General features: G+C 70.2%; 14 protein-coding genes. 7 read left to right on the top strand and 7 right to left on the bottom strand.

The annotated features are described in order from the left end of the window. Positions 1-270: 270 nt before the first annotated feature. From IEZ15_RS15405 to tyrS, 3 genes are all read left to right on the top strand, one after another. Positions 271-1,794: a TldD/PmbA family protein gene (locus IEZ15_RS15405; RefSeq protein WP_189277288.1), complete on the top strand. Its 1,524-nt coding sequence runs from the start codon at positions 271-273 to the stop codon at positions 1,792-1,794. 106 nt (positions 1,795-1,900) lie between these two features. After that, on the top strand, positions 1,901-3,295 hold the full coding sequence (locus IEZ15_RS15400; protein WP_189277287.1) for a metallopeptidase TldD-related protein: 1,395 nt from the start codon (positions 1,901-1,903) through the stop codon (positions 3,293-3,295). 55 nt (positions 3,296-3,350) lie between these two features. Then, entirely contained in the window at positions 3,351-4,616 is a 1,266-nt protein-coding gene (gene tyrS, locus IEZ15_RS15395; RefSeq protein ID WP_189277285.1) for a tyrosine--tRNA ligase, read from the top strand. A gap of 123 nt (positions 4,617-4,739) precedes the next feature. Here the strand turns inward: tyrS and IEZ15_RS15390 are convergent, their stop codons facing one another. Beyond that, positions 4,740-5,015, bottom strand: a complete 276-nt coding sequence (locus IEZ15_RS15390; RefSeq protein ID WP_189277283.1) for a GlsB/YeaQ/YmgE family stress response membrane protein — start codon at positions 5,013-5,015, stop codon at positions 4,740-4,742. Positions 5,016-5,259: 244 nt separating this feature from the next. Here IEZ15_RS15390 and IEZ15_RS15385 point away from each other — a divergent pair, with 244 nt between their 5' ends. Next, a complete protein-coding gene (locus tag IEZ15_RS15385; RefSeq protein ID WP_373302569.1) occupies positions 5,260-5,628 on the top strand; it encodes a DUF3099 domain-containing protein in 369 nt (122 codons plus the stop codon). Positions 5,629-5,896: 268 nt separating this feature from the next. Further along, complete coding sequence (locus tag IEZ15_RS15380; protein ID WP_114243821.1) at positions 5,897-6,196, top strand: hypothetical protein; 300 nt, start codon at positions 5,897-5,899, stop codon at positions 6,194-6,196. Positions 6,197-6,246: 50 nt separating this feature from the next. Here IEZ15_RS15380 and moaA read toward each other — a convergent pair whose 3' ends face one another. The 3 genes from moaA to IEZ15_RS15365 all read right to left on the bottom strand — a co-directional run bounded on the left by moaA (position 6,247) and on the right by IEZ15_RS15365 (position 9,438). Further along, entirely contained in the window at positions 6,247-7,236 is a 990-nt protein-coding gene (gene moaA / locus IEZ15_RS15375) for a GTP 3',8-cyclase MoaA (protein WP_189277279.1), read from the bottom strand. 199 nt (positions 7,237-7,435) lie between these two features. Then, positions 7,436-9,076 (bottom strand): monocarboxylic acid transporter, encoded by a 1,641-nt coding sequence (locus IEZ15_RS15370; RefSeq protein ID WP_114243823.1) that lies wholly within the window; start codon positions 9,074-9,076, stop codon positions 7,436-7,438. Beyond that, the gene (locus IEZ15_RS15365) at positions 9,073-9,438 is read right to left on the bottom strand and encodes a DUF485 domain-containing protein (RefSeq protein ID WP_114243824.1); all 366 of its coding nucleotides are present in this window, start codon (positions 9,436-9,438) and stop codon (positions 9,073-9,075) included. The genes IEZ15_RS15370 and IEZ15_RS15365 overlap by 4 nt, the downstream gene beginning before the upstream one ends. A 314-nt stretch (positions 9,439-9,752) precedes the next feature. Between IEZ15_RS15365 and IEZ15_RS15360 the strand changes: the two genes are divergently transcribed. Together IEZ15_RS15360 and IEZ15_RS15355 are read left to right on the top strand one after the other, a co-directional pair. Continuing rightward, positions 9,753-11,288 carry a S8 family peptidase gene (locus IEZ15_RS15360; RefSeq protein WP_189277277.1) on the top strand — a complete coding sequence of 512 codons (1,536 nt, stop codon included), beginning with the start codon at positions 9,753-9,755 and terminating at the stop codon, positions 11,286-11,288. Between the two features lie 105 nt (positions 11,289-11,393). Then, on the top strand, positions 11,394-12,815 hold the full coding sequence (locus tag IEZ15_RS15355) for a CoA transferase (protein WP_189277276.1): 1,422 nt from the start codon (positions 11,394-11,396) through the stop codon (positions 12,813-12,815). Here the strand turns inward: IEZ15_RS15355 and IEZ15_RS15350 are convergent. Genes IEZ15_RS15350 through IEZ15_RS15340 form a run of 3 tightly spaced genes read right to left on the bottom strand, consistent with a single transcriptional unit; the run spans position 12,805 to position 15,430 of the window. After that, the gene (locus IEZ15_RS15350; RefSeq protein ID WP_114243827.1) at positions 12,805-13,848 is read right to left on the bottom strand and encodes a zinc-dependent alcohol dehydrogenase family protein; all 1,044 of its coding nucleotides are present in this window, start codon (positions 13,846-13,848) and stop codon (positions 12,805-12,807) included. The two genes, IEZ15_RS15355 and IEZ15_RS15350, sit on opposite strands and share 11 nt — an antisense overlap. A 23-nt stretch (positions 13,849-13,871) precedes the next feature. Next, positions 13,872-14,555 (bottom strand): lysoplasmalogenase, encoded by a 684-nt coding sequence (locus tag IEZ15_RS15345; protein ID WP_189277273.1) that lies wholly within the window; start codon positions 14,553-14,555, stop codon positions 13,872-13,874. Then, the gene (locus IEZ15_RS15340; RefSeq protein ID WP_114243829.1) at positions 14,552-15,430 is read right to left on the bottom strand and encodes a sterol desaturase family protein; all 879 of its coding nucleotides are present in this window, start codon (positions 15,428-15,430) and stop codon (positions 14,552-14,554) included. The genes IEZ15_RS15345 and IEZ15_RS15340 overlap by 4 nt, the downstream gene beginning before the upstream one ends. Between the last annotated feature and the right edge of the window lie 38 nt (positions 15,431-15,468).

Below are 15,468 nucleotides of genomic sequence, written 5' to 3'. Positions count from 1 at the left end.
CGGGCGGGCGGCCGTTGCTGTGCGCGAGTATGTGTCTCATCCTCGCCCCGAGGAAGTCGAGCTGTACGTCGGCCGAGGCGGCTTGCCCGAGGGGCCATCCCGTAGGAGATAAAGCTCTGTCCGAGGAACCGTGATCGGATCCAGGACTCGGGTGGCCCACGCCGAACCGGTTGACGAGCCCGGCACGATCGTCCGGGAAACCTATAGCCGGTCGCCGTCGACGCACGGCATGGTTCACTGCGGAAACATGCCGAAAAAACGGAGTGCTACATGCCTCATGAGGTAGATCAGTCGTTCCTGGCCCTGCCCCTGCGGGCCCTCGCCGACGCGGCGCTGGCCCGTGCCCGTGCGCTGGGGGCCGCGCATGCCGACTTCCGGTTCGAGCGGGTGCGCAGCGCGTCCTGGCGGCTGCGGGACGCCCGGCCCGCCGGGACCTCGGACACCACCGATCTCGGGTACGCGGTGCGCGTCGTGCACGGTGGGGCGTGGGGGTTCGCGTCCGGCGTGGATCTGACGATGGACGCCGCGGCGAAGGTGGCCTCGCAGGCCGTCGCCATGGCGAAGCTGTCGGCGAAGGTGATCGCGGCGGCCGGCTCCGACGAGCGGGTCGAGCTGGCGGACGAGCCGGTGCACGGTGAGCGGACCTGGGTCTCGGCGTACGACATCAACCCCTTCGACGTACCGGACGAGGAGAAGGCGGGGCTGCTCGCCGAATGGAGCAGCCGGCTCCTGGGCGCCGAGGGCGTCGCGCATGTGGACGCCTCGCTGATGACCGTCCACGAGAACAAGTTCTACGCGGACACGGCGGGCACCGTCACCACCCAGCAGCGGGTGCGGCTGCATCCGCAGTTCACCGCGGTCGCCGTGGACGGGACCACCGGTGAGTTCGACTCCATGCGGACGATCGCCCCGCCGGTGGGCCGCGGCTGGGAGTACCTCACCGGGACCGGCTGGGACTGGGACGCCGAGCTGGAGCAGATCCCGGGGCTGCTCGCCGAGAAGATGCGGGCGCCGAGCGTCGAGGCGGGGACGTACGACCTGGTCGTCGACCCGTCCAATCTCTGGCTGACCATCCATGAGTCGATCGGCCACGCCACCGAGCTGGACCGGGCACTGGGGTACGAGGCGGCGTATGCCGGGACCTCGTTCGCCACCTTCGACCAGCTGGGAAAGCTGGCGTACGGCTCCCCCGTGATGAATGTGACGGGCGACCGCACCGCCGAGCACGGGCTCGCGACCATCGGGTACGACGACGAGGGTGTCGAGGCGCAGTCCTGGGACCTGATCAAGGACGGGACACTGGTCGGGTACCAGCTGGACCGGCGGATCGCGAAGCTGACGGGTCTGGGCCGTTCCAACGGCTGCGCGTACGCGGACTCGCCGGGCCATGTCCCCGTGCAGCGGATGGCGAACGTGTCGCTGCGGCCGGATCCGGGCGGGCTGTCCACGGAGGATCTGATCGGCGGGGTGGAGCGCGGGATCTATGTGGTCGGCGACCGGTCCTGGTCGATCGACATGCAGAGGTACAACTTTCAATTTACCGGGCAGCGGTTCTTCCGGATCGAGAACGGCAGGCTGGCCGGGCAGCTGCGCGATGTCGCGTACCAGGCCACGACGACGGACTTCTGGGGCTCGATGGAGAAGGTCGGCGGCCCGCAGACGTATGTCCTGGGCGGCGCCTTCAACTGCGGCAAGGCCCAGCCGGGCCAGGTCGCGGCCGTCTCGCACGGCTGCCCGTCCGCCCTCTTCCGGGGCGTGAACATCCTCAATACGACGCAGGAGGCCGGACGATGAGCGGTCACCACGGAACCGGCTGGGGGTCCGGCCCGCGGCGCAGCCGCAATCGGATGCAGTGTCCCCCGGGACAGCACAGTCTCAATACGACGCAGGAGGCCGGACGATGAGCCGCGTCAGCAAGCCGCACGAGATCGTCGAGCGAGCGCTCGAACTGTCCACCGCCGACGGCTGTGTCGTCATCGCCGACGAGGGGTCGTCCGCGAATCTGCGCTGGGCCGGCAATGCGCTCACCACGAACGGGGTGACGCGGGGGCGGACCCTGACCGTCATCGCGACGGTCGACGGTGCGCAGGGCACCGCGTCCGGGGTGGTGTCGCGGTCCGCCGTCACCGCCGACGACCTGGAACCGCTGGTGCGGGCCGCCGAGGCCGCCGCGCGCGGGGCCGGTCCGGCGGAGGACGCGCAGCCGCTGGTCGACGGGGCGCCCTCGTCGCCCGATTTCACGGACGCGCCGGCCGAGACGGGTTCCGACGTCTTCGCGGAGTTCGCCCCGGCGCTCGGCGACGCCTTCGCCCGTGCCCGCTCCGGTGGCCGTGAGCTGTACGGCTTCGCCCACCACCAGCTGACCTCGACGTACCTCGGTACGTCTACGGGGCTGCGGCTGCGCCACGACCAGCCCAACGGGACACTGGAGCTCAACGCCAAGTCCCCCGACCGGACCCGTTCGACCTGGGCGGGCCGCTCCACGCGCGACTTCAAGGATGTCGATCCGGCCGAGCTCGACGCGGAGCTGGCGCAGCGGCTGCGCTGGGCGGAGCGCCGTATCGAGCTGCCCGCCGGGCGGTACGAGACGCTGCTGCCGCCGACCGCCGTGGCCGATCTGCTGATCTACCAGCTGTGGTCGTCGACGGCACGGGACGCCGCGGAGGGCCGGACGGTGTTCTCCAAGCCGGGCGGCGGGACGAGGATCGGCGAGACCCTGTCCGAGCTGCCGCTGTCGCTGCGCAGCGACCCGCACGCGCCGGGCCTGGAGTCGGCGCCGTTCGTGATCGCCCATGCCTCCGGGGACGGCGCTTCCGTCTTCGACAACGGTCTGCCGCTGACGTCGACCGACTGGATCCGGGAGGGCAGGCTGGAGCATCTGACGACCACGCGGCACACGGCCGGGCTGACCGGGCTGCCGGTCGCGCCGGCGATCGACAACCTGGTGCTGGAGGGCGGCGGTGAGCAGTCCCTGGAGGAGATGGTGGCCGCGACGACCGGCCGCGGGCTGCTGCTGACCTGCATGTGGTACATCCGGGAGGTCGATCCGGCGACACTCCTGCTCACCGGGCTGACCCGCGACGGGGTGTATCTCGTCGAGGGCGGCGAGGTCGTCGGCGAGGTGAACAACTTCCGGTTCAACGAGTCGCCGGTGGATCTGCTGTCGCGGGCCACGGAAGCGGGCCGTACGGAGAAGACGCTGCCGCGCGAGTGGGGAGACTGGTTCACCCGGGCCGCCATGCCCGCGCTGCGGATCCCGGACTTCAACATGAGCTCGGTGAGCCCGGGCGTGTGACCCGCCTAGACTGACTGTTGCCTTTCGATACACGTAGCTGAGGAGACACGGAACCGTGACGGACATCGTCGACGAGCTGAAGTGGCGTGGGCTGTTCGCCCAGTCCACTGATGAGGACGCACTGCGCAAGGCTCTCGCGGACGGTCCCGTCACGTTCTATTGCGGCTACGACCCCACCGCGGCGAGTCTGCACGTCGGCCATCTGGTGCAGGTGCTCACCATGCGCCGGCTCCAGCAGGCCGGTCTGCGGCCGCTCGCCCTGGTGGGCGGGGCCACCGGTCAGATCGGTGACCCGCGGCCGACCGCCGAGCGCACGCTGAACGACCCGGAGACGGTCGCCAACTGGGTGTCGCGGCTGCGGTCCCAGATCGAGCCGTTCCTGTCCTTCGAGGGCGAGAACGCGGCGGTCATGGTCAACAACCTGGACTGGACCGCGGGCATGTCCGCGATCGAGTTCCTCCGGGACATCGGCAAGCACTTCCGCGTCAACAAGATGCTGACCAAGGACTCCATCGCCCGGCGGCTGGAGTCCGACGAGGGCATCAGCTACACCGAGTTCAGCTACCAGCTGCTCCAGAGCATGGACTACCTGGAGCTGTACCGGCGCTACGGCTGCACCCTCCAGCAGGGCGGCAGCGACCAGTGGGGCAATCTCACCGCGGGCCTCGACCTGATCCACCGCCTGGAGCCGGGCGCCGAGGTGCACGCGCTGGCGACCCCGCTGATGACGAAGGCGGACGGGACCAAGTTCGGCAAGTCCGAGAGCGGGGCCGTCTGGCTCGACCCGGCGATGACGACGCCGTACGCGTTCTACCAGTTCTGGCTGAACGTGGACGACCGGGACATCTCCCGGTACATGCGCATCCTCAGCTTCCAGAGCCCCGCGGAACTGGCGGAGCTGGAGAAGGTCACCGAGGAGCGTCCGCAGGCCCGGACGGCGCAGCGCGCGCTGGCCGAGGAGCTGACGACGCTGGTGCACGGCGCCGACCAGTGCGCTGCGGTCATCGCGGCGTCGAAGGCGCTCTTCGGCCAGGGTGAGCTCGGCGAGCTGGACGAGGCGACGCTGAGCACCGCACTGTCCGAGGTGCCGCACGCGCAGGTCACCGAGCTCGGCCCGCTGGTGGACCTCCTGGTGGAGGTCGGCCTGGCGCCGAGCAAGTCGGGCGCCCGCCGCACGGTGAAGGAGGGCGGTGCGTACGTGAACAATGTCAAGGTCACGGACGGCGAGAGCGCACCGGCCCGCGAGGAGCTGCTGCACGGGCGCTGGCTGGTGCTGCGCCGGGGCAAGAAGAACCTCGCCGCCGTCGAGGTCACCGGCTGAGCCCTGAACGTCGGCGCTGCGGCCGGACACGCGTGACGCGTGTCCGGCCGCAGTGCGTGTGGCCCGGTGGCCCGGGCCGTCTGCCGGCTCAGGCCTCGTCTTGGCGGGAGGCCGTCTGCCGGCTCAGGCCTTCTGTCTGGTGCCGCGGAGCGAGGCCCACAGCATGTCGCCGACACCTACGATGACCACGGCACCGATCAGCTGGAACAGATGGCGCGTCCAGTCGATGCCCTTGGTCTCGTTGACACCGATCCAGGTGGCGACGGCATTGCCGAGGACGCTGCCGATGATGCCGAAGATCGTCGTCAGCCAGAGTGGGATGTTCTGTTTTCCGGGCAGGATCGCCTTCGCGATCAGACCGAGCACCAGACCCACGATGATTGCCCACAACCAGCCCATGTCGCCTCCTCGTGCGACGCGATGTCGCGCATGTGCGCCCAGTCTCGGCCCGTGGGCCGTACGCCGCATGTCGGACGCGTCCGTATGCACGGCACGGCTGCCGATAGGCACGAATGCGGCGCGCCCCGGTCTCGAAGCCGTCGCACACCGGGCGTACGGTGGATGCGGTCCGGTCCGGGGAGCGTCCGGCGCGGGAATGAGGTCTCCCCGGCCGGCGAGGCGCTGGGGGAAGGGTGGTGGAGACGTGATGCGGAAGCAGAGCGGTGCCGAGGTCTTCCGGATCACGGGGGCCCGTCAGGGGCTCGCGGACGATGTGCGCGGCAGGCAGCGGCGCTATGTGATCTCGATGTCCGTGCGGACGGTTTCGGTGATCCTGGCCGCCGTGCTGTGGAACGTCGAGCGGTATGTCGCGATCGTGGCGCTGGCACTCGGCGCCCTGCTCCCGTACGTGGCGGTGGTCATCGCCAACGCGGGCCGGGAGAACACCCCTTCGCTTCCTTCGACCTTCGTCCCGGCGCCGATGCGTCCGGCGCTCGACGCGGCTCCCGTGGCCGAATCCGAGCAGTCCGGTCCGGAGGCCGACGGGGACCGGCGCGGCGGGGAATCGGCATGACCGAATCGGCATAAGCACAGTTGGGGCCGGACCGCACTCAAGGCTCAAGAAAACCTCAGATCAATCATGAAGTTACGGTGCACCGCACCCCGGTCTGCGTGACATACTTCGTAGGCGCTCCGCATCCCCCGTCGGAGCGACAGACCGACGCCGGGCAGCTCCCCCCGTGGCTGCTCGGCGTCGCTTTTTCGCCGGTTTTCTCCGGCAGGGGATGCGTCGGGCGGCCGGCCCGTGGGGCCGGCACAGGCGCTGACCTAGGGTTGAGTGCGTGAACTCCCCTGAATCCGCGGCCGAGAGCGCTGTCGCCGCACCCATCTGTTCCGCCAAGGGCTGCCGGGCCGACGCCGTATGGGTGCTCGCCTGGAACAACCCGAAGCTGCACACCCCGGAGCGCCGTAAGACCTGGCTGGCCTGCGAGGAACACCGGGAGCACCTCTCCTCGTTCCTGGGCGTCCGGGGCTTCCTCAAGGATGTCGTGACGCTGGCGGAGTGGGAGTCCGGCCGATCGGGGACGGAAGGAAGCCAGGGCCCGGGGCCGGACGGCCCCCCCGGGACCGAACGGCCTTAGGACCTGTCCGGCGGATCTTCGCGGGCCCGCGAAGATCCCCGGGCACCCTCCTAGCCGCCGATCGCCGACATCGGCCGCTCGGGCTGCAGGAAGGACGGGTCGTCCAGACCGGATCCGGCCTTCTTTCCCCACATCGCGAGCGTCCAGATCCTGGCGATCTCCTCGTCCGGCGCGTCCGAGCGCAGGGCGCCGCGCAGATCGGTCTCCTCGCGGGCGAACAGGCAGGTGCGCACCTGGCCGTCGGCGGTGAGCCTGGTTCGGTCGCAGGCCCGGCAGAAGGGGCGGGTGACGGAGGCGATGACACCGACACGGTGGGGTCCGCCGTCGACGAGCCAGCGCTCGGCGGGGGCGGAGCCGCGCTCGCCGTCGCCTTCATCGGTGAGGGTGAAGCGGGTGCGCAGCGACTGGAGTATGTCGCCTGCCGTGATCATGCCGTCGCGCTTCCAGCCGTGCTGCGCGTCGAGCGGCATCTGCTCGATGAAGCGGAGCTCGTAGTCGTGCTCGACGGCCCAGGCGAGCAGGTCGGGGGCCTCGTCGTCGTTGAGTCCCGGCATCAGGACGCTGTTGACCTTGACCGGGGTGAGACCGGCGTCGCGGGCGGCTTCCAGGCCGGCCAGCACGTCGTGGTGGCGGTCACGGCGGGTGAGTGTCCTGAAGACGTCGGGGCGCAGGGTGTCCAGCGAGACATTGACCCGGTCCAGACCGGCGGCCTTGAGCGCGGCCGCTGTGCGCTTCAGCCCGATGCCGTTGGTGGTGAGCGACATCTCGGGGCGCGGGCTCAGGGCCGCGCACCGCTCGACGATGGAGACGAGCCCGGGGCGCAGCAGCGGCTCACCGCCGGTGAAGCGGACCTCGGTGATGCCGAGCCGGGTGACGGCGATGCCGACCAGCCGGACGATCTCGTCGTCACTGAGCAGGTCGGGCTTGGCCAGCCATTGCAGGCCCTCTTCCGGCATGCAGTAGGTGCACCTCAGATTGCACCGGTCGGTCAGCGAGACACGCAGGTCGGTGGCGACCCGATCGTAGGTGTCGATGAGCATGTGGGCCCCCTCCCCCGATAACTTCCCGGCTGCGGCTCCGGCTCTTCCGGCTGACTCCTTTGAGACTACGCGAGACCTGTGACATCGAAGGGGGCCCGTTTGCCACGAGGAGCGGCGTGGCCGCGTCGTAGGACTCTACGACGCGGCCACGGAACCGGAGTGACGCGTGGAGCGGACTCCTCGGAGAACATTTCCTCTCTCAGTGCGCCCCGACGCCCGTGAGGGACTTGACCTCCAGCTCGGCGTACTTGCCCCTGTCCGGCTCCTCCTTCGAGAGGAGGGAGCCGATCCAGCCGAGCAGGAAGCCCAGCGGGATGGAGATCAGGCCCGGGTTCTCCAGCGGGAACCAGGCGAAGTCGACGCCCTTGAACATCGACGTCTTCGGGTTGCCCGAGACGACCGGCGAGAACAGCACCAGGAACACCGAGCTCGCCAGACCTCCGTAGATCGACCACAGCGCGCCCTGGGTGGTGAACCGCTTCCAGAAGAGGCTGTAGAGGATCGTCGGCAGATTGGCGGAGGCGGCGACGGCGAAGGCGAGCGCCACCAGCCCGGCGACGTTCATGTCGCGGGCGAAGGCGCCCAGGGCGATCGCGACCGCACCGATGAGGACGGTGGCCCATCGGGCGGCCCGCATCTCCTCCTTCTCGGTGGCCTTCCCCTTGCGGATGACGTTGGCGTAGATGTCGTGCGCGAAGGAGGACGAGGAGGCAAGGGTGAGCCCCGCGACGACGGCGAGGATGGTGGCGAAGGCGACGGCCGAGATCACGGCGAGCAGCACGGCGCCACCGGTGGAGCCGACCCCGCCGAGGTACTCGGCGAGCTGCGGGGCGGCCGCGTTGCCGGCCGGGTTCTTCGCCTTGATCTCGTCCGGGCCGATCAGGGCCGCGGCGCCGAAACCGAGCGCGATCGTCATCAGGTAGAAGGCGCCGATGATGCCGATGGCCCAGTTGACCGACTTACGGGCGGCCTTGGCGGTCGGCACCGTGTAGAAGCGGATCAGGATGTGCGGCAGGCCGGCGGTGCCGAGGACGAGGGCGATGCCCAGGGAGAGGAAGTCCAGCTTCGAGGTGCCGGTGGCGCCGTACTTGAGGCCGGGCTCCAGGAACGCTGCTCCGTGGCCGCTCTTCGAGGCGGCCGTGCCCAGCAGGTCGGAGATGTTGAAGTTGAACTTCAGCAGCACCAGGAAGGTCATCAGGAGGGCACCGGCGATCAGCAGCACGGCCTTGACCATCTGGACCCAGGTGGTGCCCTTCATGCCGCCGATGGTGACGTACACGATCATCAGCACGCCGACCAGCGCGACGATGAGGATCTTGCCCGCGTCGCTGGTGATGCCGAGGAGCAGGGAGACCAGGACGCCCGCGCCCGCCATCTGTGCCAGCAGGTAGAAGATCGAGACGATGATGGTGGAGACGCCGGAGGCGGTACGGACCGGGCGCTGCCGCATCCGGTAGGCGAGGACGTCGCCCATCGTGTAGCGGCCCGAGTTGCGCAGCGGTTCGGCGACCAGCAGCAGGGCCACCAGCCAGGCGACGAGGAAGCCGATGGAGTACAGGAAGCCGTCGTAGCCGAAGAGGGCGATGGCCCCGGCGATCCCGAGGAACGAGGCCGCCGACATGTAGTCGCCGGAGACGGCGAGTCCGTTCTGGAAGGCGGTGAACTGGCGGCCACCGGCGTAGAAGTCGGAGGCGCTCTTGGTCTGCCGTCCGGCCCAGACGGTGATGCCCAGGGTCGCGGCGACGAACACCGCGAAGAGCGTGATGATCAGCGGCCGGTGCTCGGTGGTCGAGGAGGCGGCCAGCTGGAGGGCGGGGTGCGACTGGTACGCGGCGCTCATGCGTCTGCCTCCATACGGGACTTGATGGCCTCGGCCTTCGGGTCGAGCTTCGCGGCTGCGTGGCGCGAGTAGAGCCAGGCGATGAGGAACGTGGTGACGAACTGGGCGAGGCCGAACACGAAGGCCACGTTGATGTTGCTGTACACCTTGGTGCCCATGAAGCCGCCCGCGTAGTTGGACAGCAGCACGTACAGCAGGTACCAGAGAACGAAGGCGATGGTCAGCGGGAAGGCGAACGAGCGGTACGCGTGGCGCAGTTCGCCGAACTCCGCGCTCTCCTGCGTCGCGATGAACGCCTCGGTCGTGGGCTCGGCAGGGCGGGTTTCCGTAATGCCCTCGGGCGTCGGTGCATCGGTAGCCACGGAATCTCCTCGCGACGCGGGTGCGGTGGTGGTGGGAACGGTGGATTTCACTGGGGATCCTCGTTGTCGGGGGGTGATGGTGCGCCTCCCCCTGACAACGGCACGGAGAGCGCGGCGAAGCGGTTCACCGCGGGTCCGCACTTCTCGAACTCGGCTCGTCACTTCTCGAACTCGGCTCTTCGCGGCCGTCCGGCCGAACAAGGTGCCCCAAACTCATTGATCAGCAGGGATGATCAGCGATAGCTTCACTCGTCATGTACGCGACTTGGCACACCCTGTGTCCGGTCGACCGGTACGGATGATGTGGAGACCCCATGGCTCATCTGGGATCCAGACGGACGCGCGCACTGACGCTGCCCGTCGGATTGGCACTCACGGCCTCGCTCGGCTTCCTGCCGACGGGTGCCGCCTCTGCCGCACCGGCGGACGCGCAGCCCACGGCGGCGGTGTCGACTGACGGCCCGAAGCTCTCTTACGTGGTCAACACGCGGGGCGGTCGCGGGACCGTCAAGCAGGTGAAGAAGGCGATAGCCGAGGCCGGCGGCACGGTGGTGGTCGCCTATGAGCAGATCGGTGTCATCGTCGCCCACTCGCAGAACCCGGACTTCGCGCAGTCGATCCGCCGGGTCAGAGGTGTCGATTCGGCAGGGGCCACCCGCACCAACCCCATCGTTCCGCAGGCCACCACGGACATCGGGGTCGAGCAGCCGCTCAGCGCCGAGCAGGCCCGTGACGCGGCGGCGGAGGCGACGGCGGAGCAGGATCCGATGGAGCCCCTGCAGTGGGATCTGCCCGCCATCAAGGCGGACCAGGCGCACCAGAAGACGCTGGGCAGCAGCAAGGTCACCGTCGCGGTCATCGACACGGGTGTCGACGACACCCACCCGGACCTGGCGCCGAACTTCAACCGCGGGGCCTCGGCGAGCTGCGTGTCCGGGGCGCCGGACACGACGGACGGCGCCTGGCGTCCGAAGACCGGTGAGAGCGACCACGGCACGCATGTGGCGGGCACCATCGCCGCCGCGAAGAACGGCGTCGGGGTGACGGGTGTCGCGCCGGGCGTGAAGGTCGCCGGCATCAAGGTCGCGAACCCGGACGGCTTCTTCTACACCGAGTCGATCGTCTGCGGCTTCGTCTGGGCCGCCGAGCACGGCGTCGATGTCACCAACAACAGCTACTACACCGACCCGTGGATGTTCAACTGCAAGAACGACCTGGACCAGGGCGCCCTGGTCGAGGCCGTCGCCCGCGCCACCCGGTACGCGGAGCACAAGGGCACGGTGAACGTCGCCTCGGCCGGCAACAGCAAGTTCGACCTGGCCTCCGGCGCGATCGATGACACGACCAGCCCGAACGACACCACGGCGGCCACCCGGACCATCGACCCGCGCGAGTGCCTCGACATCCCGGCGATGCTGCCGGGCGTCGTGACGGTCTCCGCGACCGGCGCCAAGGGGCTGAAGTCCTCGTACTCGAACTACGGGAACGGTGTCATCGACGTGGCGGCCCCGGGCGGCGACTCGACGGTGTACCAGACGCCCGCACCGCCCGCGACGAGCGGTCTGATCCTGTCCACGCTGCCGGGCGGCAAGTACGGCTACAAGGCCGGTACGTCGATGGCCTCCCCGCACGTCGCGGGTGTCGCGGCCCTGATCAAGTCGACGCACCCGCACGCCTCGGCGGCTGCCGTGAAGGCGCTCCTGACGGCCGAGGCCGACGCCACCGCGTGCGGCGCGCCGTACGACTTCAACGGTGACGGCAAGATCGACGCCGTCTGCGAGGGCGGCAAGAACCGCAACGGCTTCTACGGCGCCGGTGTGGTGAACGCGCTGAACGCGGTCCGCTGGTAGGTGACGTGACGGAGCGGGAGGGGCCCGGAGCCATCGGCCGGCCCCTCCCGCTGACTCTTTCCAGGTCGCTTCCCGACTGGTGGCACTCAGTGCCATAGTGCGGGAATGACTCATGTGCGAAAGTCCGGTACGGAGCAGGCCTGGGCGGCGCTCGGCGGTGATCCCGCGCTTCTTGCGCACATCGGGACGAGCGGTCCCGACGGGCTGCTGCCCGCCCGGCTGCCCGCCATGGAACTGGCCCGTTCCGCCGTCGCGGTCTGCTCACTGGCCGCCGCCGAACTGGCCGCCCGCCGCACTGCGCGCCCCGTGCCACAGGTCCTGGTCGACACCGGTGCGGTGGCCACGGCGTTCACGAGCGAGCGCCATCTGCGGATCGACGGGCGGGCACCGACCAACTTCGCCCCGCTGTCCCGGTTCTGGCGCACGGCGGACGGCTGGGTCCGTACGCATGCCAACTACCCGCACCACCGGGCCCGATTGCTCGCCACGCTGGGGCTGCCCGCGGACACCTCTGACGACACCGCCGTGGACGCCGTCGCCGCCTCGTTCGCCGGGCGCCGGGGACCGGAGATCGAGCAGACGGTGTACGCCGCGGGCGGCCTGGCCGTGGTCGCCCGTACACCCGAGGAGTGGGCGGCCGACCAGCGGGGTGCCACGGTCGCGGGCACGCCGCTGGTGGCCAGGGACCGTATCGACAGCGCGCCGGTCCGACGGACGGCGGCGCTCGCCGGTGAACCGCTGCTGCCCGCCGCCGGGTTGCGTGTGCTGGACCTCACCCGGGTCATCGCGGGGCCCGTCGCCACCCGTACGCTCGCGCTGCTCGGCGCGGACGTCCTGCGGATCGACGCCCCGCAGCTCCCGGAGAGCCAGGACGCGCACAGCGACACCGGTTTCGGGAAGCGGTCGGTCGATCTGGATCTCGGCAGCCGCTCCGGTACGGCCGCGTTCGACGAACTGCTGGCCGGCGCGGATGTGGTCGTCATCGGCTACCGGCCCGGTGCGGTCGAGCGGCTCGGCCTGACGCCGGAGTCCCTGGCCGCGCGCAGGCCCGGGCTGGTGATCGGGCGCCTGTCCGCCTGGGGGCACGGTCCATGGGCGCAGCGGCGCGGCTTCGACAGCCTGGTGCAGGTGGCCACCGGCATCGCCTCGGTCGAGGCCGCGGCAGGGCCCGAGAACCCGCCCGGTGCGATGCCCGCCCAGGCCCTCGACCACGGCACGGGCTATCTGCTGGCCGCCGCCGTGCTGCGCGCACTGACCGAGCAGCACGACGACGGCGGCTCCCGGCTGGTCACGCTCTCGCTCGCCCGTACCGCCGCCTGGCTGCTCGATGAACTGCCCGCCCGGCAGGAGCCCGAGACCGGGGCCGGGGGTTCGTACGACCCGGAGAAGTGGCTCACGGAGACGGACAGCCCGCTGGGCCGGCTGCGTCACGCCCTGCCGCCGGTCGCCTTCCACGGTTCCCCCGCCGACTGGTCGCGCCCGCCCGGCCCGCTGGGATCGGACGCGACCGGCTGGCTCACGGCTTGATGAGCACCTTCAGCGCCGTCCGGTCGTCCATCGCCTTGTAACCGGCGGGGACGTCGTCGAGGCCGATGGTCAGGTCGAAGACGGGCGACGGGTCGATCGTGCCGGACAGCACGTCGGGGAGCAGCTCCGGAATGTACGTGCGCACGGGGGCGACGCCGCCGCGCAGGGCGATGTTCCGGTCGAACATGACGCCGAGGTCCAGGCCGGTGCCGCTGCCGTGCGGCACGCCGACGTAGCCGATGGAGCCGCCGTCGCGGGTGATCCCGACGGCGGTGCGCATCGACTGCTCGGTGCCGACGGCCTCGATCACGGCGTGCGCGCCCTCGCCGCCGAGCAGTTCCCGTACGGCTTCGACGGCCGCTTCGCCGCGCTCGGCGACGACGTCCGTGGCGCCGAAGGTACGGGCGATGTCCGTACGCGCCTGGTGGCGGCCGAGCGCGATGATCCGCTCGGCGCCGAGCCGCTTGGCGGCCATGACGCCGCACAGTCCGACCGCTCCGTCACCGACGACCGCGACCGTGGTGCCGGGCTTCACGCCTGCGCCGACGGCGGCGTGGTGTCCGGTGCCGAGCACGTCGGACAGGGCCAGCAGCGCGGTGAGCAGGTGGTCGTCAAAGGCCGCGGCGGCGGGGAGCTTGACCAGAGTGCCGTCGGCGAACGGGACGCGCACGGCCTCGCCCTGCCCGCCGTCGGAGCCGACCGATCCCCAGAAGCCGCCCTGCGGGCAGGAGGTGGCCAGGCCCTCCGCACAGTACGCGCAGGTGCCGTCGGACCAGACGAAGGGCGCGACGACGAGGTCACCGACGGCGAAGCCGGCCACCTCGGAACCCGCCTCCTCGACGATCCCGAGGAACTCGTGCCCGATGCGCTGGCCGGGCTGCCGGGCGGACTCGCCGCGGTACGCCCACAGGTCGCTGCCGCAGATACAGGCCCGCAGGACCCGCAGCACCACATCGGTGGGCTGCTGGATCGACGGGTCCGGCACCTCCTGCACACGTATGTCGTGGGGGGCGTGGATGACGGTGGCGCGCATGCGTGGGGGGGTCCTTGCTGATCTCAGATACTGATACTCCGCTCACGGTACGCCCCAGGGGCGGCCCATTTCGCACCGGGTGCGAGCGCTCCGACGGTCAGCAGGAACTGCGCCGCGATGTAGGTGAGCATGACCCAGAAGTCGGGGGCGGGCAGCTGCGGCCAGTCGGCGATGCCGGTGGCGATGAGCGCGTCGGAGAGCAGGAACAGCGCCCCGCCGGCAGCCGCGTACCGGCCGAGGGTGCCGGCGCGGTACGCCATCGCCGTGAGCAGCAGGCTGTAGCCGGTCATCGGAATCCGCATGTCCGCCGGCAGCCCGCTCCAGAGCAGCGCGACGAAGGTGACCAGGACGGCGGCGTAGACGAACCCGACGGGCAGCGAGCTGCGGGCACGTCCGAAGAGCCACAGGTAGCAGACGTGACCTGCGGCGAAGGAGCCCATCCCGATGAGGAAGGCGGCATCGGCATCGAACAGCAGCAGCGTGTCGCCGCCCCAGCCGAACAGGAGCGCCGCGATGAGCAGCCCGGGGCCGCGCCGGGCCGCGGCGTACCCGGCCAGCAGCGGCATCAGCAGGGGCTTGGCGACGAGGTGGGCGACCGGGACATCCGCGAGCAGGCCGAACAGGTCGACGGCCGAGGCCACCAGGAAGGCGATGAGCAACGGGCGCACGAGACGTTCCCGCCGGTCCGTGACGGCAGCGGCGCTCATCCGGTGCGCTCCTGGGCGGGGAGGGCCGTACGGGCGGCCGTTGCGGTGGGCTGCCAGCCGGGCCCGCGGAAGATCCGCCCGGCCCGCTCGCTCCAGCTGCCCGCCACCCGCACATCGCGGGCGATGGCGGCGTACTCATGGGTGGCGACACGGAGCGGATTGAATGTGTCGATGTTCTTGGTGAGACCGAACACGGGCCGCTCCGTCTCGGCGGTGAAGGACCCGAAGAGCCGGTCCCACACGATCAGGATGCCGCCGAAGTTCCGGTCCAGGTAGCCGCCCTGCGAGGCGTGGTGCACCCGGTGGTGGGAGGGCGTGTTCAGTACGTACTCCAAGGGTCTGGGGAGCTTGTCGATGCGCTCCGTGTGCACCCAGAACTGGTAGACGAGGTTCGCCGACGAGCAGAAGGCGAGCGCGGCCGGATGGACTCCGCACGCGATCATCGGCAGGTAGAACGGCCAGACGGTCAGCGAGGTCCAGGGCTGGCGCAGCGCGGTGGAGAGGTTGAACTTCCGGCTGGAGTGGTGGACCACATGGCAGGCCCAGAGGATCCGGATGACGTGGTGGCCCCGGTGCGACCAGTAGTAGAAGAAGTCCTGCGCGAGCAGCATCAGCAGGACGGTCCACCACAGCACGGGGACGCGGAGCGGGGTCAGCTCGTAGACCGCGGTGTAGATCGCGACGATGGGCACTTTCCACAGCAGGTCGAAGACAAGGCTGCCGAGCCCCATGGTGATGCTGGTGACGGCGTCCTTCGCCTCGTACCCGGCGGCTTCGTCATCGGGATGGAAGTGGTGGAGGGCCATTTCGAGGACAGTGAGCAGGACGAAGGCCGGTATGGACCAGAGCACGACATCGGGCAGGTTCGGCGGCATGCAAGCACCGTAGAGCCGCAGGTCGGCCGGGCACCAGA

Origin of the sequence: Streptomyces atratus (genome assembly GCF_014648655.1) — a bacterium.
Taxonomy (GTDB): domain Bacteria; phylum Actinomycetota; class Actinomycetes; order Streptomycetales; family Streptomycetaceae; genus Streptomyces; species Streptomyces atratus.
Note: the sequence above shows the minus strand (reverse complement) of the source record. Positions and strands in the feature narration are given on the sequence as shown.